Source organism: Cytobacillus sp. FSL M8-0252 (assembly GCF_038007345.1).
Taxonomy (GTDB): domain Bacteria; phylum Bacillota; class Bacilli; order Bacillales; family Cytobacillaceae; genus Cytobacillus; species Cytobacillus kochii.
In genome coordinates, this window is the sequence record NZ_JBBOWZ010000001.1 from 654,062 (window position 1) to 678,613 (window position 24,552).

Here is a 24,552-nt window from a genome sequence, read left to right on the forward strand (position 1 = left end):
GAGGAACATCTTACAGGGAGGAAAATGGACGATGAAAAAACGTGCGCTTATTAGTGTATCAGATAAAAATGGTGTAGCAGCATTTGCGAAAGAACTTCACGAATTAGGGTTTGAAATTGTTTCAACAGGTGGAACAAAAAAAGCAATAGCTGAAGCTGGGGTTCCGGTAATCGGTGTAAGTGATGTTACAGGATTTCCTGAAATTTTAGAAGGAAGAGTAAAAACATTAAATCCGCTTATCCATGGTGGATTACTAGCTAAGTTCGATGATTCATCTCATCAAGCACAGTTAGAAAAACATCAGATTAATCCGATTCAAGTGGTATGTGTGAATCTCTATCCTTTCCAACAGACCATTGCTAAGCCAGATGTGACAGTGGAGGATGCAATTGAAAATATTGATATCGGTGGTCCTGCGATGTTACGTGCCTCTGCTAAAAACCACGCACATGTGACAGTTGTTGTAGATCCCATTGATTACGAAACAGTCATTACACAATTAAAAGAAAATGACATTGTAGATGCTGCAACCAAACGCAAGCTAGCAGCAAAAGTATTCCGTCATACAGCTGCTTATGATGCAATGATAGCTGAATATATGACAGAATTAGCAGAAGAAGAGCAGCCAGAAAAGTTGACAGTTACGTATGAATTAAAACAAGCATTACGTTATGGAGAAAACCCTCATCAAAAAGCTTCCTTTTATCGCAAACCATTAGGGTCGGTCTTTTCGATTGCTAACGCTACACAGCTACATGGCAAAGAGCTGTCTTACAATAATATTAATGATGCTGATGCAGCGTTACAAATTGTTAAAGAGTTTGACGGACCAGCTGCTGTTGCAGTAAAACATATGAACCCATGTGGTGTCGGTATTGGCACAGATATTTATGATGCTTTCTCTAAAGCTTTTGCAGCTGATCCTGTGTCTATTTTTGGGGGGATTATTGCCCTTAACCGTGAAGTAAATGCACAAACAGCAACGAAACTTCATGAAATCTTTCTAGAAATCATTATAGCGCCTTCTTTTTCAGCGGAAGCACTTGAGATTTTACAAGGGAAGAAGAATTTAAGACTATTAACTATTCCTTTTGAAGGAAACAAAAAGACGGAAAAACGTCTAACTTCTATTGAAGGCGGTTTATTAGCGCAAGATTACGATACTTATGGTCTTGAAGAAGCGAATATTACTGTGGCGACAACAAGAGAACCAACGGAGGAAGAGTGGCAATCACTCAAACTTGGCTGGAAAGTAGTGAAGCATGTGAAGTCGAATGCGATTGTTGTCAATAATAGCGACCAAACATTAGGTATTGGTGCAGGCCAAATGAATCGTGTCGGCTCTGCGAAAATTGCGATCGAGCAAGCAGGAAAAGCAGTTGAAGGAGCAACAATGGCATCCGATGCCTTTTTCCCAATGAATGATACAGTTGAAGCAGCAGCTAAAGCTGGTATTACGGCTATTATTCAACCCGGTGGTTCGATTAAAGATCAGGAATCGATTGAAAAAGCAAATGAGTATGGCCTGGCAATGGTATTCACTGGTGTGAGACATTTCAAACATTAAACTGGGGGAGAACATGAAATGAACGTATTAGTAATCGGTAGAGGCGGACGTGAGCATGCCATCAGTAGAAAGTTAAGTGAAAGCAGCCAAGTGGAAACAGTGTTTGTTGCACCAGGAAATCCAGGAATGGAAGATGTAGCAACGATTATTGATATTTCCGAGAACGAACAAGAAGAACTGATTGCTTTTGCGCTCGATAATCATGTTGAATTAACAGTTATTGGACCTGAAGTTCCTTTACTTGAAGGTTTGGCTGATAAGATGGAGGGAGCTGGACTTACTGTTTTTGGACCGAAAAGTCGAGCGGCTGAAATTGAAGGAAGTAAATCCTTTGCAAAAGAGCTCATGAAGAAATATTCCATTCCAACAGGAAGCTATGAAGTGTTTGATCAGTATGAGGCTGCAAGTGCTTATGTGAAAGAACAAGGAGCGCCAATTGTTATTAAAGCGGATGGATTAGCTGCTGGAAAAGGCGTCGTTGTTGCGATGACAGAAGATGAAGCATTAGCAGCGTTAGCGGATATGTTAGTTGGAGAAAAATTTGGTGAAGCTTCTGCTACAGTCGTTATTGAAGAATTTTTAGCTGGTGAAGAATTTTCATTAATGGCTTTTGTTAATGGAGAGACAGTTATCCCCTTAGAAATTGCTCAAGACCATAAACGCGCTTTCGATGGAGATAAAGGACCAAACACAGGAGGAATGGGTGCTTATTCACCTGTTCCACATATCAGCAAGGAGACGGTTGAAACAGCGATTGAAACGATTTTAATTCCAGCTGCAGAAGCATTAGTTAAAGAGAATCGCAGTTTTTGTGGCGTTCTCTATGCGGGACTTATCGCGACAGAACTAGGGCCAAAGGTGATTGAATTCAATGCCCGCTTTGGTGATCCGGAAACACAAGTCATTTTACCTAGAATGAAGTCAGACTTATCCCATGTCATGTTAGAAGTAATTGCTGGAGGTAAACCAGTGATTGAATGGGATGAGGAGGCAATGCTTGGGGTTGTGGTCGCAGCCAATGGTTATCCGGAAGCATATGAGAGTGGTGCCGAACTAAAAGGAATCGAAAAAGTAGCAGAAGAAGCATTTGTCTTCCATGCAGGAACGGCGAAAAATGCCCAAGGTGCATTCACAACAAATGGCGGCCGAGTCTTACTTGTTGGTAGCAAAGCAAATGACTTAGTATCTGCACAAAAGCAAGTGTATGATGCGCTAACGTATCTAACAACAGAAGAAGTCTTTTACCGCAGGGATATTGGCTATAAGGCGATAGCACATTCGACTATAGAAAAATAGATAGGGAAAATGAAAATGCCCCCCAAAAAAAATAAGGGGGCATATTTTTCATTCAAAATCAGTATCCTTTAATAACTTTTGCTCTTTTAAAAAATCCATAGGTGGTTTAAACTGGTGGTCAGAATCTTTTATATTCTCTTTCCCTTTTTCAAATAAGGCAATGATAGGACAATAGCGGACAATACCTTCTGCAACCTTCATTGCACCAAGTGAAATAAGAATGAGAAAGCGATCACTCCAAGGTTTTTTAACGAGCTTTGTGGCACTCCAAGCAATAATGGTTAATCCACAAGTAATACGGATTAATGCCTGAATGATACCAATATTGGGCTTAACATTCATAAAAGGACCTCCTTCACAAAAAATTAACAAATATTTGTTATTCTTTACTGCGTTAAAAAGTTATATATGTTATGATAATAGGCAACATGAATGCTGCTTCATTATCGTAAACGAAAAATAAAAATAGATAATTGTAGTTACCATAAAAGGAGGAAACAGAGTGCTAGAACAGCGATACCGTTGGAAAAACAAACATCTACGTGAACATGTATCTGTTCTAGATGGGCGTATTGCACCAACGATGTTACTGAAAAATGCTCGTTACTTAAATCAAGCAATTAAAAAATGGGTACATGCGAATATCTGGATTCTCGGTGATCGTATTGTTTATGTCGGTGAAAAGCTTCCTGACAAGTTAGAAGGCTGTGAAATTGTTGATTGTAATGGAATGACGCTTGTTCCAGGATATATTGAACCACATGCACATCCATTTCAGTTATATAATCCCCTTTCCTTTGCTCGTTATGCAGCGCAATTTGGCACGACCACTTTGATTAATGATAATATGGTGCTAGCATTACAATTAGAGAAAAAGAAAGCGTTTTCATTTTTGAAGGAAATGAGAAATATTCCTTCAACGATGTATTGGTGGTGCCGATTTGATGCGCAAACAGAAATTCAAAATGAAGAGACAACATTTTCGCATGGTAATATTAAATCTTGGTTAGAGCATGATGCGGTATTACAAGGTGGAGAGTTAACTGGCTGGCCAAAGTTACTCGACGGTGATGATTTAATGCTCCATTGGATGCAAGAAGCGAAAAGAATGAGAAAGCAAATCGAAGGTCATTTTCCTGGGGCGTCAGAAAAGACTTTAGCAAAGTTAATGCTGCTCGGGGCTGATTGCGACCATGAAGCGATTAACGGACAAGAGATTATGAATCGTTTGATGCAAGGATATACTGTATCGTTGCGCTATTCATCAATTCGACCTGATTTACCGCAGTTATTGGATGAAATGCATGAATTGGGCATTGATCATTATGAATCATTTATCTTTACGACAGATGGCTCTTCTTCATCCTTTTCCGATCAAGGGATTATTGATCAGATGATCCGAATTGCCCTTGAAAAAGGGGTACCGACAATAGATGCGTATAATATGGGTACAATTAACGTAGCTAAGTACTATAACATCCAACATCTGCATGGAAATATCGCTACAGGTAGAGTGGCTAATATCAATTTCCTAGAGAATGAAAGTAACCCAACGCCTGTTAGTGTGTTAGCAAAAGGTAAGTGGATAAGGAAAGATGGTGAAAATACACCATTTGAAGATAATATGCCATGGGAAGAGTATGGATTTGAACCGCTAGAAATGAACTGGGAGCTTACATCTCATGATATGCAATTTTCGATGCCGTTCGGTATTAAAATGGAGAGCGCTGTTATCACAAAGCCTTACTCATTAGCCATTGATATTTCCGGCGATGAGCTAAGTAGGGAGCATGACGAGTGTTTCTTCATGTTAATTGACCGCAAAGGCAAGTGGCGTGTAAATACGGTGATTAAAGGGTTTGCTAAGGAGCTAGACGGTTTAGCAAGTTCTTATTCTAATACCGGTGATATTATCTTAATCGGTAAAAGCAAGAAAGACATGATGAATGCTTTTAATCATATGAAAGAAATAGGTGGTGGAATTGTTATTTCTGAGCAAGGGAACATTGTTACAGAAATCCCACTTAAATTAAAGGGAATCATGTCGAATAAAAGAGTGGAAGATTTGATTGAAGAAGAAAGAACCTTATTAGCCTATTTGCGGGAAAGAGGTTATCGTTTTGCCGATCCAATTTATACATTATTATTTTTTTCCTCCACTCATCTCCCTTATATCAGGGTTACACAGCGAGGAATGTATGATGTCATGAATAAAACTGTACTCTTTCCAACTATGATGCGTTAAAATGTAAAAGAGGGTAATCATATAGTGATAAGGGGTGCATCATGCTGAACAAATGGGTGACTACGTCTCTCGTAGCAATACTTTTGGTGACAGGATGCAGCAAGAATGAAACAGTTGAGGATCCAGCAAACGAAGAGTTAAATGGTGTGGATAATCAAGGTGAAGAAAGTATGGATTCGCCTGAAGAAAAGACAGTTTATCCTCTCACAGGCATAGCTCAAGAGGGAAATGGGAATCAGCGTGCTATAGCAGTTATGATTAACAATCATCCGAAAGCAAGACCACAATCAGGATTGACTCAAGCGGATATTGTTTATGAATTACTGGCTGAAGGTGAAGTCACGCGATTCCTTGCTATTTTTCAAAGTGAGCAACCGGATAGAGTTGGGCCAGTACGCAGTGCCAGAGAATATTATATTGAACTGGCGAAAGGGTTTAATAGTCTTTATATTGCTCATGGAAATAGTCCAGAGGCAAAGAAGATGCTTGCTGATGAATATGTGGATCATTTGAATGGCTTATACTATGACGGTACACTTTTTGAACGTGTGAGCGATCGCCAGGCACCTCATAATTCATATATTTCTTTTGCGCATATTGAACAAGGGGCTAAGGAAAAGAATTATGAGCTGGACGGGGCACCAGCTGCTTTTGCTCATTTAACTGACGAAGAAGCGGATAAACTGAGTGGCTCTGTGGCGGGAGAGATTGCAGTGAGTTATGGAAAAGATGAACGTTTTGATGTCACATATGATTATGATGAAACAACGAAAGCATACAAAAGATCTTCAGATGGTGAATGGACAACAGACTATGACACAGGTGACCCTGTGTTATTAAGCAATATTTTAATCATAGAAGCGAAGCATACAGTGATAGATGGAGAAGGCCGACATGACATTGATTTGACTTCAGGGGGTAAAGGTTATCTTATTCAAAGAGGTATGATGTCTGAAGTGAACTGGGTGAATAAAGAAGGAAGAATTTATCCAGTAATCGATGGAAAAGAACAACCACTTGCTCCGGGGAAAACATGGGTGAATGTCATTCCACAAGAGCCAGGAATCAATCAGTCGGTAACAATTAACTAAAAAATGAAAAAGGGGTAAATATTATGCAAATTAATAAACTAAGAGGACAAGAATTAGATCAATTATTTCAGGCGGTATTATCACTAAATGATTTAGACGAATGTTATCGATTTTTTGATGACTTATGTACTGTGAACGAGATCCAATCATTAGCGCAAAGACTAGAAGTAGCTCGTATGCTTAGAGAAGGAAAAACTTATCATAAGATTGAAACAGAAACAGGTGCAAGTACTGCAACAATCTCGCGTGTGAAACGTTGCCTAAACTACGGAAACGATGCCTACGAAATGGCATTAGAAAGAATTAAAGAAGAAGAAACAACAGAAAAATAATAGAAACCACAGCAATGGAAACGACCGAACCGAGGGAATCAGCACCCACGGTTTTTTTTGTTTTGGAACGAAGATTTAGGTACTAGTAGAAAAAGCGCGATTGAAATAAGAGAGAAAGTGAGTCAGAAACTGGACTTCATGAGGAAATTTGATTGGATTAGAGGAGAAGCGGGTCAGAAACTGGATACCAAGAGGAAATTTGATTGGATTAAGGGAGAAGCGAGTCAGAAAACTGGACTCAAGAGGAAATCTGGTTGGAATAGGTGAGAAGCGCGTCAGAAAATGGATACCAAGAGGAAATTTGGTTGGAATAGGTGAGAAGCGCGTCAGAAACTGGATACCAAGAGGAAATTTGATTGGAATAGGTGAGAACCGCGTCAGAAACCTGAACCCAATGTGAAATCTGGTTGAAATAGGTGAGAAGCGAGTCAGAACCTGGACTTCATGAGGAAGTTTGATTGGATTAGAGGAGAAGCGCGTCAGAACCTGGACTTTATGAGGAAATTTAGTTGGAATAGGTGAGAAGCGCGTCAGAACCTGGACTTCAAGAGGAAATTTGATTGGATTAGAGGAGAAGCGAGTCAGAAACCGGATACCAAGAGGAAATTTGATTGGAATAGGTGAGAAGCGAGTCAGAAAACTGGACTCAAGAGGAAATCTGGTTGGAATAGGTGAGAAGCGCGTCAGAACCTGGACTTCAAGAGGAAATTTGATTGGATTAGAGGAGAAGCGAGTCAGGACCTGGACTTTATGAGGAAATTTGATTGGATTAGAGGAGAAGCGAGTCAGGACCTGGACTTTATGAGGAAATTTGATTGGAATAGGTGAGAAGCGCGTCAGAACCTGGACTTCAAGAGGAAATTTGATTGGATTAGAGGAGAAGCGAGTCAGAAACTGGACACCAAGAGGAAATTTGATTGGATTAGAGAAGAACCGCGTCAGAAACTTGGACCCAAGGTGAAATTTGATTAGATTAGGTGAGAAGCGAGTCAGAAACCTGAACCCAAGGAGAAATCTGGTTGGAATAGAAGAGAAACGGCTCAGAAACCCGGTCCCAACTGGAAATCTGATTGGAATAAATGAGAACCGCGTCAGAAACCTGAATCCAAGAGAAAATCTGATTAGCCAAAACAGAGTTTGCATCCGAATCCGAATGAATCATTTACATGGTGAATGGCAATGTCTGCAATGATGTTAATTTAGCCAAATAAATCCATTCTTACTTCATTAGCGGTTTCCTTTTTGAAATGCTTCTCAAATGATATAATGATTGAATGGAAAGATAGAATGGAGGAACTATGTATGTATGATGTTCGCGCGTGGCACCATGCGTTTAAGCTCGACCCTAATAAATATATATCTGATGAAGATTTAGAGAAAGTGTGCGAGTCTGGCACGGACGCGATTATTATTGGGGGGACAGATGGCATTACGCTTGAGCGGGTGCTTGATCTTATGGGGCGTGTTCGTAGATATACAGTTCCATGTGTGTTAGAGGTTTCCACAATTGAGTCGATTACACCTGGGTATGATTTGTTTTTTATCCCGACGGTTTTAAATAGTAAAGATTCCAAATGGATTAATGGAATGCACCATCAAGCAGTTAAGGAATTTGGCGAGATCATGAATTGGGACGAGATTCTTATGCAAGGATATTGCGTGCTAAATGAAGATTGTAAAGTCGCTCAATTAACGAGTGCGGATACGAATTTAACGATTGAAGACGTCAAAGCCTATGCCATGATGGCGGAAAAAATGTTTCATTTACCGATTTTTTATCTGGAATATAGCGGTACTTACGGCAATGTAGAAATAGTGAAAGAAGTAAGTCGAACATTAGAAGAAACAATATTATTTTATGGTGGCGGGATTACCTCTGTGGAACAAGCAAGAGAAATGGGCGCTTATGCAGATGTAGTTGTCGTTGGAAATGTCGTTTATGATGATATTAAAATCGCATTAAAAACAGTAGAAGCAGTGAAACAATAAATCTTGATTAACCAAATTAATCAAGATAGACTAAAAATAGAACAAATGTTTGTATGGTGGTGAAGAAAAGGAATGCAATATTTATCTAATAAATTATTAAATGGTTTGAATAAGGAGCAGCAACAGGCTGTAAAGGCAACAGATGGACCTTTGCTTATTATGGCTGGAGCAGGAAGTGGTAAGACGCGTGTACTTACCCATCGCATTGCTTATTTAATGGTAGAGAAGGGCGTGAATCCATATAATATTTTAGCAATCACGTTTACGAATAAGGCCGCAAGAGAAATGAGAGATCGTATTCGTGCGATGATGGGCGGTGTGGCTGAAGAAATCTGGATTTCTACTTTTCACTCTATGTGTGTGAGAATATTACGTCGTGATATTGATCGGATTGGGTTCAATCGTAACTTCACAATATTAGATTCTACTGATCAGCAATCTGTTATTAAGAATATCTTAAAAGAGCGGAATTTAGATCCGAAAAAGTTCGATCCTAGAGCAATTTTAGGGACGATTAGTTCTGCAAAAAATGAACTAATTGAACCAGAGGAATTCGCCAAGACTGCCGGTGATTATTTCTCCCAAGTGACAAGTGATGTGTATACAGATTATCAAAAACGTCTGCGAAAGAATCATGCATTAGACTTTGATGATCTTATTATGAAGACGATTCAATTATTTAATCGCGTCCCTGAGGTATTAGAATACTATCAACGTAAATTCCAGTATATTCATGTGGATGAATATCAAGATACGAATAGAGCGCAATACATGCTAGTAAAATTATTAGCGAATCGTTTCCAAAATATATGTGTGGTTGGAGACTCGGATCAATCTATTTATAGATGGCGCGGGGCAGATATTGCCAATATCTTATCCTTTGAAAAAGATTATGCGCAATCACAAGTCATTTTGCTAGAACAAAACTATCGATCCACACAAAGAATTTTAAACGCAGCTAACGGTGTCATTGATAAAAACATGAATCGTAAAGCGAAAAACTTATGGACGGAAAATCCTGAAGGAAATAAAATTCAGTATTACCGTGCAGATAGTGAGCAAGGCGAAGGACAATTTGTCGTAAGTAAAATAAAAGAATTAGCGCAAAGTCAGAATCGTAAGCTTGCCGATTTTGCTATTCTATATCGCACAAATGCCCAATCCAGGGTTATGGAGGAAATGCTATTAAAGTCGAATATTGAATATGCGATTGTTGGCGGAATTAAGTTCTATGATCGTAAAGAAATTAAAGATGTATTGGCTTATTTACGATTAATTGCCAACCCTGATGATGATATTAGTCTACAGCGAGTGATTAATGTGCCTAAAAGAGGGATTGGTTCTGGATCAGTTGATAAGATTGCTAATTTTGCAACCATGCATGATATGACAATGTTTGAAGCACTCGAATCCATCGAATTAATTGGCTTAAGCCCAAAAATCACAAAATCTGCTATAGAGTTTCGTGATTTAGTAAAGAATTATACACAAATGCAAGAATACTTATCTGTGACAGAATTGGTAGAGGAACTGTTGGACAAGTCAGGCTATCGTGACATGTTAAAAGCGGAGAAATCGATCGAGTCTCAAAGTCGTTTGGAAAACTTAGATGAGTTTCTATCTGTAACGAAGAATTTTGAAGATGCGTCCGAAGATAAAACACTTGTTGCCTTCTTAACAGATTTGGCGCTTGTTGCCGATATTGATAAATTGGATGATGACGGTGAGAAAGCGGATGCAGTTGTATTAATGACGCTTCACTCAGCAAAGGGATTAGAATTTCCAGTTGTCTTTTTAATGGGTATGGAGGAAGGTGTATTCCCTCATAGCCGTTCATTAATGGAAGAAGCAGAAATGGAAGAGGAACGTCGCCTTGCTTATGTAGGGATTACGAGAGCAGAAGAGCAGTTATTTATAACAAATGCGCAAATGCGTACACTATTTGGCCGTACAAACATGAACCCACCGTCCAGATTTATTCAGGAAATTCCGGCTGATTTATTAGAAGGATTAGAGCCAAAAGCAAAACCCCTTAATCGAGGTCAGTCCACGTTTAATAGTTCTTCAGGAAATCGTATGCAACCTGCTCGTAAAGCGGTTGTTCGCCCAGCTGTACAAAATACAGGTGGTAGCGGTATGAATTGGATAGTTGGAGATAAAGCTGTGCATGGTAAATGGGGTACTGGAACAGTTGTAAGTGTCAAAGGTGAAGGTGATGGAATGGAGCTTGATATTGCTTTTCCAAAGCCAGTAGGTATTAAAAGATTACTTGCTAAATTTGCCCCGATTTCGAAAGGTTAAAGGAAAGGGTTGAACGTCTTGGAGGAAAAGAAGGTAGAACAAAGGGTCAAGGATTTGCAAAATCTCCTTAATCAATATAATTATGAATATCATGTACTTGATCAACCATCTGTGCCTGATGCAGAATATGACCAGCTTCTTCATGAGCTAATTGCACTTGAGGAGCAACATCCAGAGTTGAAAACAGAAGATTCCCCAACGCATCGGGTCGGTGGGCAAGTATTAGATATGTTTGAAAAAGTTGAACATCGCACGCCGATGCTCAGTTTAGCCAATGCATTTAATGAGCAAGACTTAAGGGATTTTGACCGTCGTGTTCGCCAGGCAGTGGGTGAGAATATCTCATATGTCTGCGAGTTAAAAATTGATGGACTGGCTGTCTCTCTTCGCTATGAAGATGGATTGTTTGCAATTGGAGCAACGCGTGGAGATGGCTCCTTATCAGTAAAATATAATTTGTCTAATACAGTATGGAATAGTATAAACAGTAGGGTTAAAATACCACCATTATTAGTTAGACATGTAGGGGGATGTAGTCCCGTAGCGGGTAGCGGTAATGATGAACTTACTTTCAACAGGAATAGAAAAAATTTTATTGTACTTAAACAAGTTGGGGGTATAGTGGCATGAATATAATAGAAAGAATTGTAGAGCTACGTAACCTTATCAAATACCATAATGATTTGTATTATGACAAAGAACAACCTGAAATAACAGATTATGAATATGACAGACTTGTCCAAGAGCTAAAAACTTTAGAGAATGAACATCCAGAATTTATTAGTCCAGATTCCCCTACTCAAGAAGTAGGGGGTACAGTTAAACGTGAACTAAGAAAAGTACAGCATGATGTACCAGTGATAAGTCTTCAAGATGCATTTTCTAAAGAGGATATATATGAATTTGTAAATAAGGTGAAGTCTCAAATTACTAATCCTAAGTTTGTAGTAGAAATGAAAATTGATGGCTTAACTGTCATGCTTAGATACCATAATGGAAAATTAACTGAAGGAATAACGAGAGGTAATGGTGAGGTCGGGGAAGGGGTTTACGAGAACGTATTAGAAATACAAACTGTCCCTAAAAGTATCCCAACAAAACTACCGTATTTAGAGGTTCGTGGGGAAGTTTACATGTCCAATAAGTCCTTTGAAATGGTACTGGAAAGAGAAAAGAATAAAGGTGGCAAGACATATAAAACAGCAAGGAATTTAGCATCTGGAACACTAAGACAATTAGATTCAAGTATAGTTAGGGAACGTAATCTTGATATTTTTGTCTTTAATCTTGAAATTTCAGAAGGTAAAAATTTTACTTCTCATAGTGAAACTTTTGAATGGATGAAAGAACAAGGTTTTACGGTTATACCTAATTATAGAGTCTGCACTACAGCAGATGAAGTATGGGAAGCTGTATCATCAATTGGTAAAGAAAGAAACAATTTACCTTTTGGAATAGATGGAGCTGTGATTAAAGTTGATAATTTAAACGACAGAAGAGTGTTAGGAAGTACAAGTAAAGTTCCGAGATGGGCTATTGCTTATAAATACCCACCAGAACAAAAAGAAACAGTTATAAAAGATATTAAGATACAAGTAGGTCGTACAGGGAGATTAACTCCTTTAGCAATTTTAGAGACAGTTAAGTTAGCTGGAACAGATGTCTCGAAAGCAACTCTGCACAACCAAGATTTTATAGATTTAAAGGATATTCAAATTGGTGATACGGTAGTTATTCAAAAAGCTGGTGATATTATTCCAGAAGTTATAAGAAGCATACCTGAGAAGAGACCAGCTAATGCCATAAGATATTGCATACCACCAACTTGCCCTATATGTAATTCACCAACTATAAGGGATGAAAATGGTGCTGATACACGTTGTATCAATACAGAGGGCTGTCCTGCACAACAACTGGGCGGTATAGTATATTTTGCATCAAAAGGTGCAATGGACATAGAGGGACTTGGACCAAGTTCTGTTGAATCACTTGTGTCAGAAGGCTATATCAAAGATATTGGTGACATCTATTACCTTGAACAGTATCGTGATGAACTAATTGAAAAAGGTGTAATTGGAAGAAAAAAATCTACAGATAATCTTTTAAAAGCAATTGAGAAATCAAAAGATAATGATTTAGAAAAGCTAATAACAGGGCTTGGAATAAAAAATGTAGGGAAACAAACTGCAAGAGTATTGGCTATGAATTTTCCTGATATTGACGCAATAAGTAATGCAACTTATGAACAATTAATTGCTTTACCTGATTTTGGCGATATAGTAGTAAATAGTGTTTTAACCTATTTCAATCATGAAAAAAATCAACAACTTATCTCTAAATTAAAAAGAGCAGGTGTAAATATAAAATCGAACACTTCAGAAGTTAGTGGTGACGATAGATTTTTGGGTAAAACATTTGTAATCACAGGAACACTTCCAACCTTAAAAAGAGATGAAGCAACTAAAAAGGTTCAAATGTACGGTGGTAAGGTTTCAGGTAGTGTGTCTAAAAAAACATCATACGTTCTGGCAGGAGAAGAGGCTGGAAGTAAATTAACAAAGGCTCAAGAATTAGGGATAAGGATAATTAATGAAGAAGAATTTATGGATATGTTGAAATAAAGTAAATAAAATAGAGAACGTACTATTGTCGTTCTCTATTTTTATACCTTTAAATCCTGAGTATAACTTTTATACAATATTTTAAATACCTCTTTTGGCAAGAATCCGAAGAGCTTTTTGATTCATTTTCCTAACTTTATCAGATAAAAACAATTCTTCTGGAACAATCATGGGTCTTTTGGTTGGATTAGTCGCTTTCTTACATTTTAGTGTCATCACAAATCACCTTCGCTTTCTATGCCTTTCGTTTTTAAAACTCTATAATGGGTATCGTATTTTTTGCGAAGCCTCGATAAATTGGTAAACCCCATGATGCCGATTCCTGCTTTTAAAATTTCATCCCATAAATAATTCTTAGGATATCCGTAATCTTTAATCGCTTCAAGATAAGCAGTTACACTCTTATCTAACAGTTGTTTAGCATCCCTATCCAGTGCATCTTTATCCTTAGATACACCATACTCCATAGTTAGTGGTTCGAGTGTTAATTTTACCCCGTTATAAACTGGTGAGTGTACATTGCCATCCAAAGTGTGCATAATGGCTGGGTCAAAGATTTCTCCATTTATTTCAACCCAAGAATGACTAAATTGGGTATTGGCTTCATAGTCTTCTACTTCCCCTATCACGAGTTCATTTTCAACTCCCTGCTCCGTTAATAAAATATGTAACATTGCAGAAATCAGATGACAGCCCCCCGATGCTTCTTCTGTTTTCGCTAAATAATCTAAAGTGGATTCATATGCCTTCTGTATCCCTACTGCTTGTGGATGATTAAGTTCAATTTTTTTCATATTACGAATACATTCAGTGGATAAGAATGTTAGAAATTCTAATTTGCTATTAAAATGTGGAATCATCTTTTTCTCCTCGTATTTGATATTTAATTAATGATTCTTGGATAGTTCATACACCTTACTTAACTTTTATATCCCAATTACATGAGTGTAAAGATTGGGATTAAGAAAGGGAAAAACCACCCCAAAGCTCCGCAAAGGCAAAAAGGATGGTCTTTCTGGTCGTTCTCGTAAATAATCCAATTTTTCGGTGAATCAAACCATTAAAGCTCGGTTAAAGGGACAACAATAAATGTCCAGTTATCGTTGTCCCTTTAAGATTACAATAAAAAGAATTAGGTTTCCAGTATATTAACCATATTGTTCCTTTGTAGGGGATTAATTACTTTTATTTATTTCATTATTTTTAAAGATAGAGGCTTTTGTTATTCACGCATTTGTTAAAGCTGTTAGATAATATGGAATAAGAAAAAAACAAGCCTCCTATGAGGCTTGTTTAGTTACGAGGACCAAAAAATCTATCTCCGTTTAAGTGAATCATATGGTCTGGATTATCAGCTACCCAAATTTCTGTCTCCCATGCAATTTGGTCAATGAACTTTTTGAATCCATTTTTTGCAGACATATCCAAGAAGGTTGTAACATAAACAATTCCACACTTACAATCTTCGAGCATAGCTTGGATTTCATTGATTCGTTTCATCGAAATTGGACCTACAGAAGTGACCGCTTCTATAAAATAGAGCCAATTCTTTTCTTTCACGTACAGAACCACATCAGGTAGTTTATCATGGTCAGTGATTACTACCCCTAATTCTTCCAACTTTGCTCTGTTCTTAATTAAATCTTTCTTTTTAGTATCCCCTACATAAAGGACTTCCGCACCAGGGGCAAACCTTGGAGCAAACTCTTCGATAATAGCCTTTTGAAGCTGATTATGTGCTCCAGGGCTGAAATGCAGTTTTTGTCCATTCGCAACAACTGGAATCATCGCCATTTCCCTAACTTGTGTATATTGTTCCACTAAGGTTTCATGGTTTTCTAACCATTCTCCCAACTTTTCTTCCCATTCAACCGTTCCATATGCTTGAATGACTTCCAAAGTTTCATCAGCTAAACGATAAGAATACTTCGGACTATTAGTAGCCCTTTCGTCATCATCATCATTTGAAACTGCAATCGCACCATCTACAAATTGATGGATGCTCTCTTTTCTAATCGTTTCTCGGCTATTCGGTTTGTATATTTTTCCGTAATGCCTTGCCATAAACTCCATCATATCTACAATCCGCAAGGAATTAATTGAGGCATTAGCCCAACTGTCCTCTTCTTTTACTCCAGCCAATGCCAACAATACATATCCACTTCTATCGTTGTATTGTTTTGGTGGCATACCTAATTGTTTCAATATGTCTTTAGCTTCTTGTAGCTTACCCATTGTAAAAACTCCCTTTTTATCCTGTGTTTATTCCCTGCCTTGGGTTGACTAAAAACAATTCTTCTATAATCGTATCACAAGTTTCTGTTGTAATGGAGTTTGTTTCCAATATTCTTTTACCCATTCTTTTAATATCTTTTAAGGAAGGAAGTGGGATAGCATTTACTTCTGTAGCATTTACTTGGGTACTGCCATTCAATATTCGATAGTACGTATCAATATATGAACTATTAAAAAGAACAAATAATCCATACATTTCTTCTTTTGTCATTTCACCTTCTAACTTCGTAATATAGTTTAAATGGTTCTCAATTCCAACTTTTGCATTTATAAAATCATCAGCAAAATAGAGGGAACACTGTACCCTTCTTCGTTCTTCTTTACTTGTAAATCGCTTAACCAATAAATAGTTTTTGCTATCCAATAATACGCTTTGACTTTCTTCTGTATCCACTATATATTGTGGATTCTTTGATACTGGAACTGGAAAAGAAATTCTATTATTAATAAAGTGATTCGCCCATAAAAGGGGAACTGTATTTTCTTCTGGTACTTCTTTGATTAAATCTAATGCTCGAAAATCAACAACAGGTCCAGTCTTTAAACGAAAGCCTAAAGATATCAAATTATATTCCCAAGAATTAACAAGGGTTAGTAATTCAATTTCTTCTATAGTTGATGGGATAAGCATAAACAAGTTGTCCGAATCCATATCTACGACAGTGCCATAAGGCACTTGTTGGATAAAATTTTCTCTCATATACATATTCTCAGAGGCAGAAATAGTAATAGTATCAGTTATTTCTGTAGTTTTAATAGCTCTTAATACAATCGCTTCCTGAAGTACCTTATCTCCATCAAATACATCTAATCTGGAATGGAAAAGGTGAATATTGGTTATCCGAACGGTATTTAAGAAATACTCACGAAACTTCCGAAAATAAAGACCAGAGGTAAAACTACGTGGAGTAATAAAAATCATCTCTCCATTTGGTTTTAGTAATTTAGCGGCCATTGCCATAAACAAGAAATATATGTTTGGTTGACCATGTACAACTGAACTCATAACAACAGATTCAGGTTCGGCTTTGGCAATCTTTTTATATGGAGGATTACTGATTATGACATTGTATAATTCTTCTTCTGATTTCTCTTCTCTACCATTCCAGAAGTCGTCATTACTCAAAATGAAATTTTGGTCATAAATGGTATAAGTAATCGTCTTTCCATTCTGCTCTAAAACTGTGCGAATAAGTTCCATGTTCTCCCTTAGGAGAGGAAGAACATTTTCATCATTTTCGTATAAGTCAATGTGTATATGTGTAATAGTGTTTTGCTCCAAAATTATTTGGCATAATCCACCAGCAAGTATTCCCGTTCCTGCTCCTGTATCTAAAATTCGGATACTTGATTGATTGTATTCCATCAAACTTCCCATAAATTTTGCAATGGAAGGGGGAGTGAAGAACTGTCCGATTTTCTTTCGGATATTCTTTCCTACTCTTTTTCCATAGTCGATGGTTTTATCATAAATTTGATTAACTAACATAACTGCACCTCAAAGTGATTCGTAATCTAACATCTTATTTTAACATAGAAAAAACATGCAGTTAAAAGAACTTATGATTTCCTTAATATTCCAAAAGTAAGTGGGACAATCTTCTGCTGATGGTCAGTAAAAGGTAACTCCTAATAATGTATAAAATGAAATTTAAAAAGAGAAATGAGATTGGAGGTCTCGTTTCTCTTTATAGTAATAAGGAGTTTGAGAGAAAAGTTAAATAACAGGAAATATGTTACAATCATACTAAGAAATTGAGTTTTGAAGGAGTGTTTTAAATGAGGCTGAGCTATTTAGAAATAAAAAATTATAAATCAGTTGATTATTTAAGGATTCATATAGACTCATTGACAGCAATCGTTGGCAAAAATAACTTTGGGAAATCAACAATTTTAGATGCTATTCAATGCTTTTATGGAGAAAAGGCTATTGAGTCAGATAATTTCCATTTAGGAACTGATGAAGACATTGAAGTGACAATTATCTTTGATGAGATTTCTGATTATGATATTGAAAGATGCTTTGGATATAAAACTATGGTTGCAAAAACAAATTTAAAAATAAAAGAGCGAATTGAAGATGGTGAGTTTGCTAAGAAACAATTAGAAAAATTAAAGAGTGATAGAGATAAGAAATTCATAGAAGTAAATGAAAAGTATAATATCGATTACCCAAATAAATGCACAATTACAGTTACTTTTTCATATTCAAAAAAAGGAAAAGGAACTTATAAAATAAATGAAAATACTAACATCGCTAAATCTGATTTATTAAAATTTTTACCACCTATTAAAGTCATTTCTGCAATAAGAACACCAGACAAAGAAACTACAGCAGGTACAAAATCCAATTTAAAAGAACTGATATCTTTACTTCAAAGCGAAAATGATTCTGAGGATTACATAGAAATGCCTAAAATAGATGGTAAGCTATCATATGGAGAAATAAAGACTCTGATATCCAAAAAAGAAGAAGAAAAATGCAAATACCTATCGGAAGATTTAACGAAGAATTTTCAAAATGCTATTAATACTGATTCTTTACTTGTAAAAGTTAAGATTGATAACTCTTTCAAATTTGATTTTAAATATAAGACAGTTTTAGAGGATAAGGATGTACCAGGTAGAGAGATAGATATTCTCTCTTGCGGAACTGGTTTACAAAGTATGATGATATTGTCCATTTTACAGTCCTATATAAAACTTAAGAAAGATGACGACTTTATTTTATTGATAGAAGAACCCGAAGTTTATTTGCACCCCTCATTACAAAGAAAAATGATTAGTACATTGCTAAAAATCAGTGAAAAAAATCAAATTATTTTAACCACTCATTCGCCAATAATCATAAGTAAAATTGATAAGGGAAACATACATTGCGTTAATAAGGATAAGGGAGTCACATTTATGGTAGAAGCATCTGTAGAAAATATCGTACAAGAGTTAGGTGTGCAAATATCTGATATATTAAATAAACAGGCTGTTATATTTGTAGAGGGTAAAGATGATTCTCGGTTGTTTAGTCTCCTTATCAATAAAATTGCAAAACAAAAAGGTTTGGAGACGAACTTTGCTGAAAAGTACATTGATATGATTCAGACTGATGGCTTTGATAAAATGAGTTTTTACGCTAATGCTCAAATATTGCATAAAGACGCTGTGAAGACCCCTTATTGGGTAATTACCGATTCGGATGGAGAGTATATCGAAGACAGAAAAAAAGATTTAATGGAAAAAGGAAAAGCAAATGGTCTGAACATAAGAGAAGAACAGTTTAAAATCTTATCAGAATATGCAATAGAATCCTATTTTTTAGCTCCTATATTATTGGAACATGTATTTGGGTTTAATGAAAAGGAATCCACTCTTTTACATGATACTTATTTTCAAAAATACGAAGAGGCATTATATAGTCTAAGGCAAGGAAAAGGAATTATAAATAAGAAAACCTTTAGAAATAACTATAAGCCTAAAATAATGTTCTCTAATTTAGATAAGCCAGAAGAGATTATCGAGCTTATTTTAAATAAATACTATTATACAGATGTTGAATTCAAGAGATTAAGAAAAAAACTTATAGAAGAATGGAATAATCAAAGTGACCCAATAGGATACTTTATCGACCAATTAGATTATTCAGTTCTTGTTAATTCTAAAATGAATGAAGTGATATGTCATTTAGACGAAATAATTGGCTCAATAGTAGGTAAATGAGTGAATTATGGATATTTAATACAACATTTCTATTTATTCTTATGGGAATTGTGATGCCCCTGCCCTTGCCCCTGCAACAGTAGGTAAAGCAATGGGTGGGGATGGAACGGACACTGCATTAGAAACTGCGGATATTGCTTTAATGTCTGATGATGTAAGTGAACTTCCATATACGATTAAAATTAGTTGGGAATCCTTGGGAATCACCGAGCGAAACATTACCTTTTTATTAGGTATTAGAGTTACTTGCCTTGGTACTTATTGTTCCTGGATGGTTGACATTATGTTTTAGCAATCCTTGCAGAACAGTCGCTTAATACGTAGTAGTTAAGGAGTATTTATATGAAGGATAATATGGAAAATTGCCCCCATTGTAATACGAATCTCCAAGGGGAATTAATACCAAAAGAGCAACAGGAATCCTATGGAGCGACTCATTTCACAAGAAAAATTGGCATATACGACCTTTTGAAGGACCAGACGGTTAAATGGAAATGTCCTGATTGTGGAGATGAATGGGATAGATAATAATTGTTAAGCAATACGAAGAGAAAAGTCTATCTTCACACTCAAACGCCTGAAAAAGCTGTTCTTCTTTAAATTCATTTGTTTCTTTGTTAAAAGTGTCTTTAATTTTCTTCTAAAATTCCCATCAACTCTCTTCGGGTGTCTTTGGACAAGTTTTTAACCATGGTTTCCATCCCAACATTTGTCATGAGAAGATAAAGCATTTTTAATCTTTCTTGCTCGTCAAAGAAGATATCGTTCTGGTACATTTCAATTTTTTCTGGAGTGTTTTCTTCGTACTGTTGATAGGTTATTTTTTGTGGTTCTCTGCGAGGAATAAGTTCCATTTTCAATTCTCCTTTACTGACTCTTTTCTCGAATCGCTCTTTGTGCATTTGTAAATGTTCTTTTATCTTGAAAGCTCTTTTATAAGATAATAGTGATATTACAAACAAAGAATACTGGTCATCTTCAACTAAAGTGCACGTTACTTTAAGTTTAATTTTTCACAAACTCGATTTGTAAAAAAACCCTTTAGGTGATTTAGATAAGATTTTTTGCAAATCCAATACTTTTTTCTACATAACCCATATTTTTATAAAATCTGTGTGCATTCTCTCTTTCTGGTCGGCTTCCGCTATTTAATCCGATTCCAGTAGCCCCAATTTTTCTTGCCCAACTTTCTGCATTCTCTAAAAGTTTTTTCCCTATTCCTTTACTACGATAATTAGAATCCACAACAAGGGCTACAATACGAACATAGAAGCCATCCATCTCATAATAATATCCCTTAACCATCCCTATCATCCCAACTATTTTGCCATCATAAGAAGCTAATAAGGTGTGATAATCAGGACTTGATTCAATATTACTAAATCGTGTTTTCATATTTTCAATTGTAGAAGGATAACCAAGTTGTTCAATCAGTGACGTTAATTCCTCAATATCATTCACTGTTGCTTCTCTGATTTCCATTAATCAAATCTCCCTTAATTTTTTATTCTTATTATATTTCGGTTCTTACCCAAAATTCCCCTTCTTTTTAGTAATCTGCTTCGTTAGTTTAATAGGGAAATCACCAACAGCTTTAACAGAGCTAACTTATGAAAAAAATCTTTTTCCTTTTAATTTCTCTAAGAAATGAAGAAGTTCCTTTATTTCTTTTTGCCGAGTGATTTCATTAGGGGAAGGAGTGGTCATAGGGATACGTACCCTGGATTTTCGTTTAAATTGTTTCATTTTCATAAACCTCCCTTAGCAAGAATTAGTAAAGCCTTCTTATTCAACTTTTTCAATTCAGTAAATGAATTTTCCATTTTTACAGACAATGGTCTTCTATTAGGATTAACAGTTTTTTTACTTGTTAAGTTTTAAAGACATCTAATTCACATCCACTAAGATTTCTAATTCATTCTAACAAGGGTCTTAAAATGTCGGCCGCACCTGCGGTTGCAATGACTTGTTCTCGTGTTACAACCTCCATTGTATCTTTATCCAAGTAATACTTAACAAACAAAATCGCCCCAATATCATTCATTAAAATAAAAATATCAAGGTAATGATTCTTAGGGTGATATAGAAAATCTGCTTTTAAATAAATATCCTTTCCAAATTGAGTTATTTCTTTGTGTAACAGTTCTTCGCATCTCTTTTTCCATTGTTCTTCTGTGACCACATTAATCACCCCAGTCTTACTATAGAAAAAGAAAACCACCCCGAAGCTCCAACATAGCAAAAAGGGTGGTCGTTCTCGTAAATAATCCAATTATAGATTATCGCAAAATGGCAGTAAAAACAATCTAAGTATGTATATTATGAATTATTTTTAAAATCTAAAATTAAGTAGGAAGAATTACCCAATAAATGGTATCCTTAATACAAGGAGGTTTAAAGATTGTGAAGACGAAGGACTTAAATAACTGTGATAATAAAGAAAAGTTAAGATGGTATCATTCAACGATGTTTATTGCTATTTTATTCGCTTTTTGGTTTCTCATTATCCCTTTAATTGTCGGTATAACTTTGTTGCTCCGTCAAAGAAAATTTGATTTAGAAAATCGCCAAAAAATGAAGACATATAAGCAAGATAAAGAAATCGAGTTGGTAAAACGAACTCTGAATTTAGAGAAAAGAGAGGAAACACTTGAACAAAGTGAAAACCGATTTGAGCAAAGAGTCGAAGAATTTAATAGTCAATTGGTTAAAAAAGAAAAAGAAGTAGGTATTATAACCTTAGTTCAACAACTTAGGATACTTTCAATGGTCAAAAATAAGCAACAAGAATTGGAGAATTTAGAGTCATCTATTATCGATAGGAAACATAGAGTAAAGGAAGTTTTTAAGAACAAGCATCATGAGATAGAAAAGTTGAATTCACAAATAAAAGCTCTTAAACAGGAAATAATTAGTTTAGAAGATGAAGCCTTATATCATTCATTTGGATTATATGAAAATAAGTTTGATTTCGAGAGTTCAGAAGAATACTTAGAATTCTTATTGTTAGTCAGAGAAAAGCAGAAATACCTAATAAAAAATCGAAATGCGACAAATCATCTTGATTCTTGGACTTTAAATGGAAGCACCAGAAAAGGGACAGCAAATAATAATCAAAATATAAAAATGGCAATAAGGTCTTTTAATCATGAATGTGATTCTATTATTGATAAAGTTAAGTTTAATAATGTTGAAGTTGCTGAGAAAAAAATACGAACTGCGTTTTATCAAACTAACAAATTAAATCGTTACAATTCCATTGAAATTTCGGAAGAGTACCTGAATTTAAAAATAGAGGAGCTTTTTTTGGCATATGAATATGCTCAGAAGAAGCATGAGGAGTTAGAGGAACAACGCAGAATTAGAGAGCTTTTAAGAGAGGAAAGACGAGTTCAAAAGGAATTAGAAGAAGAGTTAAAGAAAATAAAGAAAGAGGAACAGCATTTACTAAATGTTTTATCTAATCGTTCAACACAAATTAGTGAACAAGAAATGTTTCAATACATAAATAGATTGAATGAAATTAGAAAGCAAATTGAGGAAGTAGATTATAGAGTTAAGAACACGAAGGCTGGTTATGTTTATGTAATATCCAACATTGGTTGCTTTGGTGAAAATGTCTATAAGATTGGAATGACAAGGAGATTAGACCCTTTAGATAGAGTAAGAGAATTGGGAGGAGCATCAGTACCTTTTCACTTTGATATACATGCTGTTATCTTTTCAGAGGATGCTCCAGCTTTAGAAGCAAGTCTACATAGAGCATTTCATCATCGAAGAGTAAATCGAATAAACCAACGTAAGGAATTTTTTAAAGTTGAATTAGCTGATATAAAGAAAGTAGTATATCAATCACATAAAAAACCTGTTGAATTCAAAATGATTGCTGAGGCAAAGGAATTTAGAGAGACAAAAGAATTGGAGAAAAAATTGGCTAAACAACACATCATTTGATTTTATAACTATAACAAGAATCTATGCTAAACGTGATTCAAGAAAGATTCAATGAAAAACAAAGACCATATAAATAGGTCTTTGTTTTTCATGTATTCATCAAAACATTGCATCATTTCTCAATGCCTTTAATGACGATAAAATTAAGTAATTCTGATGGTTTAACACACAATATAGGACTTATGGCTTCAAAAGTAATTGCAATTGTTAATTTTGCAAATGCTTTAACCTTACTTTTAGCTTCAAAGCCATGAATGCTTAAGGTAACTTCACCAATAACAATCTGCAAATTACCATTCATCATATAGATATTGATTTGATGTCTGCTATCAATATATACTCTGTTTCTGTGCCATTGTAACTTCCCATCATCAGAATAATAAGAACAAAGTTCTCCTGATTTCCTCTCGATTTTAATTGCTTCAATACTTTTCATAAGTGAGTTGAAATTTCTTCCTTCTCCACTCATAGAAAAACACAAGTAGGCTGTGTTTTTATTTTCTTTTTCTATTGCCCATTTTTCAATTTTCAAATTAATCCCCCTGTAAAAAATAATTTACTTATTCCTTCAAGCAAGATAGGATAACAAAAAACACTTTACTGCCCGAAGGAAATAAAGTGTTTTTTGTTAAAATATATATCATTTACGATAATCAGCATTAAGCTATTCATATAATCAACCTCTTACTTTAGGAAAAGATGTTTCCAAAATGCTTCTCTATTATAGTCAACTTTTTATAAAATGTCACTCATAGTCTGTAGATATATAGTGTGCATTTTCATAAATTTATTTTATGGAAGATAAATTTATCAAAATCAAATTTGGACTTGCTGTAAAAGAATTAAGACTCTCGAAAAATATTTCTCAAGAAAAATTTGCAGAAATTGTAGGTCTTCATAGAACTTATATTAGTGAGGTGGAACGAGGAACAAGAAATGTTTCTTTGATAAACATTGTCAAAATAGCCGAAGGCTTAGAAATTAAGACCTCGGAACTTTTCCACAAAATAGAAAAGAAAATATAGAATTTATTCTAATTAAGGCTGACGAATCTTTTTCGTCAGCCTATATGTCTTATGAAGCGTTTCTCCAATGTAAATTAAAAAACCACCCACATTAGTCTGGGTGGTACTACTGTATGAGTTTA

23 protein-coding genes and 2 pseudogenes are annotated in these 24,552 nt (G+C 35.6%); 15 read left to right on the forward strand and 10 right to left on the reverse strand.

From position 1 onward, the window contains the following. Positions 1-31: 31 nt before the first annotated feature. Together purH and purD are read left to right on the forward strand one after the other, a co-directional pair. The gene (gene purH / locus MKX83_RS03385) at positions 32-1,567 is read left to right on the forward strand and encodes a bifunctional phosphoribosylaminoimidazolecarboxamide formyltransferase/IMP cyclohydrolase (protein ID WP_307315343.1); all 1,536 of its coding nucleotides are present in this window, start codon (positions 32-34) and stop codon (positions 1,565-1,567) included. 18 nt (positions 1,568-1,585) lie between these two features. Continuing rightward, on the forward strand, positions 1,586-2,863 hold the full coding sequence (gene purD / locus MKX83_RS03390) for a phosphoribosylamine--glycine ligase (RefSeq protein WP_341054050.1): 1,278 nt from the start codon (positions 1,586-1,588) through the stop codon (positions 2,861-2,863). A gap of 48 nt (positions 2,864-2,911) precedes the next feature. On the opposite strand, the gene MKX83_RS03395 is transcribed toward purD, so the two are convergent. Continuing rightward, positions 2,912-3,205: a YgaP family membrane protein gene (locus tag MKX83_RS03395; protein WP_095370714.1), complete on the reverse strand. Its 294-nt coding sequence runs from the start codon at positions 3,203-3,205 to the stop codon at positions 2,912-2,914. A 160-nt stretch (positions 3,206-3,365) separates the two neighbouring features. Between MKX83_RS03395 and MKX83_RS03400 the strand changes: the two genes are divergently transcribed. The 8 genes and pseudogenes from MKX83_RS03400 (at position 3,366) to ligA (ending at position 13,442) form a co-directional block, all read left to right on the forward strand. Continuing rightward, complete coding sequence (locus MKX83_RS03400) at positions 3,366-5,108, forward strand: adenine deaminase C-terminal domain-containing protein (RefSeq protein WP_180317018.1); 1,743 nt, start codon at positions 3,366-3,368, stop codon at positions 5,106-5,108. 41 nt (positions 5,109-5,149) lie between these two features. Continuing rightward, on the forward strand, positions 5,150-6,199 hold the full coding sequence (locus MKX83_RS03405) for a DUF3048 domain-containing protein (protein WP_322910213.1): 1,050 nt from the start codon (positions 5,150-5,152) through the stop codon (positions 6,197-6,199). Between the two features lie 23 nt (positions 6,200-6,222). Continuing rightward, on the forward strand, positions 6,223-6,531 hold the full coding sequence (locus MKX83_RS03410; protein ID WP_095370712.1) for a YerC/YecD family TrpR-related protein: 309 nt from the start codon (positions 6,223-6,225) through the stop codon (positions 6,529-6,531). A 148-nt stretch (positions 6,532-6,679) separates the two neighbouring features. Then, positions 6,680-6,931 (forward strand): hypothetical protein, encoded by a 252-nt coding sequence (locus MKX83_RS03415; protein WP_341054055.1) that lies wholly within the window; start codon positions 6,680-6,682, stop codon positions 6,929-6,931. A gap of 902 nt (positions 6,932-7,833) precedes the next feature. Further along, the gene (locus tag MKX83_RS03420) at positions 7,834-8,520 is read left to right on the forward strand and encodes a heptaprenylglyceryl phosphate synthase (RefSeq protein ID WP_251163297.1); all 687 of its coding nucleotides are present in this window, start codon (positions 7,834-7,836) and stop codon (positions 8,518-8,520) included. Positions 8,521-8,592: 72 nt separating this feature from the next. Next, on the forward strand, positions 8,593-10,821 hold the full coding sequence (gene pcrA / locus MKX83_RS03425) for a DNA helicase PcrA (RefSeq protein WP_341054059.1): 2,229 nt from the start codon (positions 8,593-8,595) through the stop codon (positions 10,819-10,821). Positions 10,822-10,839: 18 nt separating this feature from the next. Further along, a pseudogene (locus MKX83_RS03430) lies at positions 10,840-11,256 on the forward strand (DNA ligase LigA-related protein); the annotation flags it as partial. Positions 11,257-11,447: 191 nt separating this feature from the next. Continuing rightward, positions 11,448-13,442: an NAD-dependent DNA ligase LigA gene (gene ligA, locus MKX83_RS03435; protein WP_341054061.1), complete on the forward strand. Its 1,995-nt coding sequence runs from the start codon at positions 11,448-11,450 to the stop codon at positions 13,440-13,442. A gap of 81 nt (positions 13,443-13,523) precedes the next feature. Here ligA and MKX83_RS03440 read toward each other — a convergent pair whose 3' ends face one another. From MKX83_RS03440 to MKX83_RS03455, 4 genes are all read right to left on the reverse strand, one after another. Continuing rightward, entirely contained in the window at positions 13,524-13,658 is a 135-nt protein-coding gene (locus MKX83_RS03440) for a hypothetical protein (protein WP_275425432.1), read from the reverse strand. Then, entirely contained in the window at positions 13,658-14,302 is a 645-nt protein-coding gene (locus MKX83_RS03445) for a hypothetical protein (protein WP_341054064.1), read from the reverse strand. The genes MKX83_RS03440 and MKX83_RS03445 overlap by 1 nt, the downstream gene beginning before the upstream one ends. 433 nt (positions 14,303-14,735) lie before the next feature. Next, the gene (locus tag MKX83_RS03450; RefSeq protein ID WP_341054066.1) at positions 14,736-15,677 is read right to left on the reverse strand and encodes a BsuBI/PstI family type II restriction endonuclease; all 942 of its coding nucleotides are present in this window, start codon (positions 15,675-15,677) and stop codon (positions 14,736-14,738) included. 16 nt (positions 15,678-15,693) lie between these two features. After that, positions 15,694-17,226, reverse strand: coding sequence for an Eco57I restriction-modification methylase domain-containing protein (locus MKX83_RS03455; protein WP_341054068.1), 1,533 nt, complete (start codon positions 17,224-17,226; stop codon positions 15,694-15,696). Between the two features lie 290 nt (positions 17,227-17,516). Here MKX83_RS03455 and MKX83_RS03460 point away from each other — a divergent pair, with 290 nt between their 5' ends. The 3 genes and pseudogenes from MKX83_RS03460 to MKX83_RS03470 all read left to right on the forward strand — a co-directional run bounded on the left by MKX83_RS03460 (position 17,517) and on the right by MKX83_RS03470 (position 19,979). Beyond that, positions 17,517-19,451 (forward strand): AAA family ATPase, encoded by a 1,935-nt coding sequence (locus tag MKX83_RS03460; RefSeq protein ID WP_341054069.1) that lies wholly within the window; start codon positions 17,517-17,519, stop codon positions 19,449-19,451. A gap of 43 nt (positions 19,452-19,494) precedes the next feature. Further along, positions 19,495-19,735 (forward strand): annotated as a pseudogene (locus tag MKX83_RS03465) (cation-transporting P-type ATPase); the annotation flags it as partial. 58 nt (positions 19,736-19,793) lie between these two features. Continuing rightward, positions 19,794-19,979: a hypothetical protein gene (locus tag MKX83_RS03470; RefSeq protein WP_110113995.1), complete on the forward strand. Its 186-nt coding sequence runs from the start codon at positions 19,794-19,796 to the stop codon at positions 19,977-19,979. Positions 19,980-20,080: 101 nt separating this feature from the next. Here the strand turns inward: MKX83_RS03470 and MKX83_RS03475 are convergent, their stop codons facing one another. The 4 genes from MKX83_RS03475 to MKX83_RS03490 form a co-directional block, all read right to left on the reverse strand. Beyond that, positions 20,081-20,305, reverse strand: a complete 225-nt coding sequence (locus MKX83_RS03475) for a hypothetical protein (RefSeq protein WP_341054075.1) — start codon at positions 20,303-20,305, stop codon at positions 20,081-20,083. Positions 20,306-20,501: 196 nt separating this feature from the next. After that, positions 20,502-20,933: a GNAT family N-acetyltransferase gene (locus MKX83_RS03480; protein WP_341054078.1), complete on the reverse strand. Its 432-nt coding sequence runs from the start codon at positions 20,931-20,933 to the stop codon at positions 20,502-20,504. A gap of 126 nt (positions 20,934-21,059) precedes the next feature. Further along, the gene (locus tag MKX83_RS03485; protein WP_341054080.1) at positions 21,060-21,197 is read right to left on the reverse strand and encodes a hypothetical protein; all 138 of its coding nucleotides are present in this window, start codon (positions 21,195-21,197) and stop codon (positions 21,060-21,062) included. A 169-nt stretch (positions 21,198-21,366) separates the two neighbouring features. Then, a complete protein-coding gene (locus MKX83_RS03490; protein ID WP_341054082.1) occupies positions 21,367-21,633 on the reverse strand; it encodes a hypothetical protein in 267 nt (88 codons plus the stop codon). A 284-nt stretch (positions 21,634-21,917) separates the two neighbouring features. On the opposite strand from MKX83_RS03490, the gene MKX83_RS03495 reads away from it, so the two are divergent. Continuing rightward, on the forward strand, positions 21,918-23,405 hold the full coding sequence (locus MKX83_RS03495) for a DUF4041 domain-containing protein (protein ID WP_341054084.1): 1,488 nt from the start codon (positions 21,918-21,920) through the stop codon (positions 23,403-23,405). A gap of 112 nt (positions 23,406-23,517) precedes the next feature. Here the strand turns inward: MKX83_RS03495 and MKX83_RS03500 are convergent, their stop codons facing one another. Then, positions 23,518-23,937: a hypothetical protein gene (locus tag MKX83_RS03500; RefSeq protein ID WP_341054086.1), complete on the reverse strand. Its 420-nt coding sequence runs from the start codon at positions 23,935-23,937 to the stop codon at positions 23,518-23,520. A gap of 262 nt (positions 23,938-24,199) precedes the next feature. On the opposite strand from MKX83_RS03500, the gene MKX83_RS03505 reads away from it, so the two are divergent. Beyond that, positions 24,200-24,430, forward strand: coding sequence for a helix-turn-helix domain-containing protein (locus MKX83_RS03505; protein ID WP_341054088.1), 231 nt, complete (start codon positions 24,200-24,202; stop codon positions 24,428-24,430). The last annotated feature ends 122 nt before the right edge of the window (positions 24,431-24,552 follow it).

Bases quoted from the DNA above. Each gene is read 5' to 3' on its own strand.
- purH (WP_307315343.1), top strand. From the start codon at position 32: ATGAAAAAACGTGCGCTTATTAGTGTATCAGATAAAAATGGTGTAGCA.
- purD (WP_341054050.1), top strand. From the start codon at position 1,586: ATGAACGTATTAGTAATCGGTAGAGGCGGACGTGAGCATGCCATCAGT.
- MKX83_RS03395 (WP_095370714.1), bottom strand. From the start codon at position 3,205: ATGAATGTTAAGCCCAATATTGGTATCATTCAGGCATTAATCCGTATT.
- MKX83_RS03405 (WP_322910213.1), top strand. From the start codon at position 5,150: ATGCTGAACAAATGGGTGACTACGTCTCTCGTAGCAATACTTTTGGTG.
- MKX83_RS03410 (WP_095370712.1), top strand. From the start codon at position 6,223: ATGCAAATTAATAAACTAAGAGGACAAGAATTAGATCAATTATTTCAG.
- MKX83_RS03420 (WP_251163297.1), top strand. From the start codon at position 7,834: ATGTATGATGTTCGCGCGTGGCACCATGCGTTTAAGCTCGACCCTAAT.
- pcrA (WP_341054059.1), top strand. From the start codon at position 8,593: ATGCAATATTTATCTAATAAATTATTAAATGGTTTGAATAAGGAGCAG.
- ligA (WP_341054061.1), top strand. From the start codon at position 11,448: ATGAATATAATAGAAAGAATTGTAGAGCTACGTAACCTTATCAAATAC.
- MKX83_RS03440 (WP_275425432.1), bottom strand. From the start codon at position 13,658: ATGACACTAAAATGTAAGAAAGCGACTAATCCAACCAAAAGACCCATG.
- MKX83_RS03445 (WP_341054064.1), bottom strand. From the start codon at position 14,302: ATGATTCCACATTTTAATAGCAAATTAGAATTTCTAACATTCTTATCC.
- MKX83_RS03450 (WP_341054066.1), bottom strand. From the start codon at position 15,677: ATGGGTAAGCTACAAGAAGCTAAAGACATATTGAAACAATTAGGTATG.
- MKX83_RS03455 (WP_341054068.1), bottom strand. From the start codon at position 17,226: ATGTTAGTTAATCAAATTTATGATAAAACCATCGACTATGGAAAAAGA.
- MKX83_RS03460 (WP_341054069.1), top strand. From the start codon at position 17,517: ATGAGGCTGAGCTATTTAGAAATAAAAAATTATAAATCAGTTGATTAT.
- MKX83_RS03470 (WP_110113995.1), top strand. From the start codon at position 19,794: ATGAAGGATAATATGGAAAATTGCCCCCATTGTAATACGAATCTCCAA.
- MKX83_RS03475 (WP_341054075.1), bottom strand. From the start codon at position 20,305: ATGGAACTTATTCCTCGCAGAGAACCACAAAAAATAACCTATCAACAG.
- MKX83_RS03480 (WP_341054078.1), bottom strand. From the start codon at position 20,933: ATGGAAATCAGAGAAGCAACAGTGAATGATATTGAGGAATTAACGTCA.
- MKX83_RS03485 (WP_341054080.1), bottom strand. From the start codon at position 21,197: ATGAAACAATTTAAACGAAAATCCAGGGTACGTATCCCTATGACCACT.
- MKX83_RS03495 (WP_341054084.1), top strand. From the start codon at position 21,918: ATGTTTATTGCTATTTTATTCGCTTTTTGGTTTCTCATTATCCCTTTA.
- MKX83_RS03505 (WP_341054088.1), top strand. From the start codon at position 24,200: ATGGAAGATAAATTTATCAAAATCAAATTTGGACTTGCTGTAAAAGAA.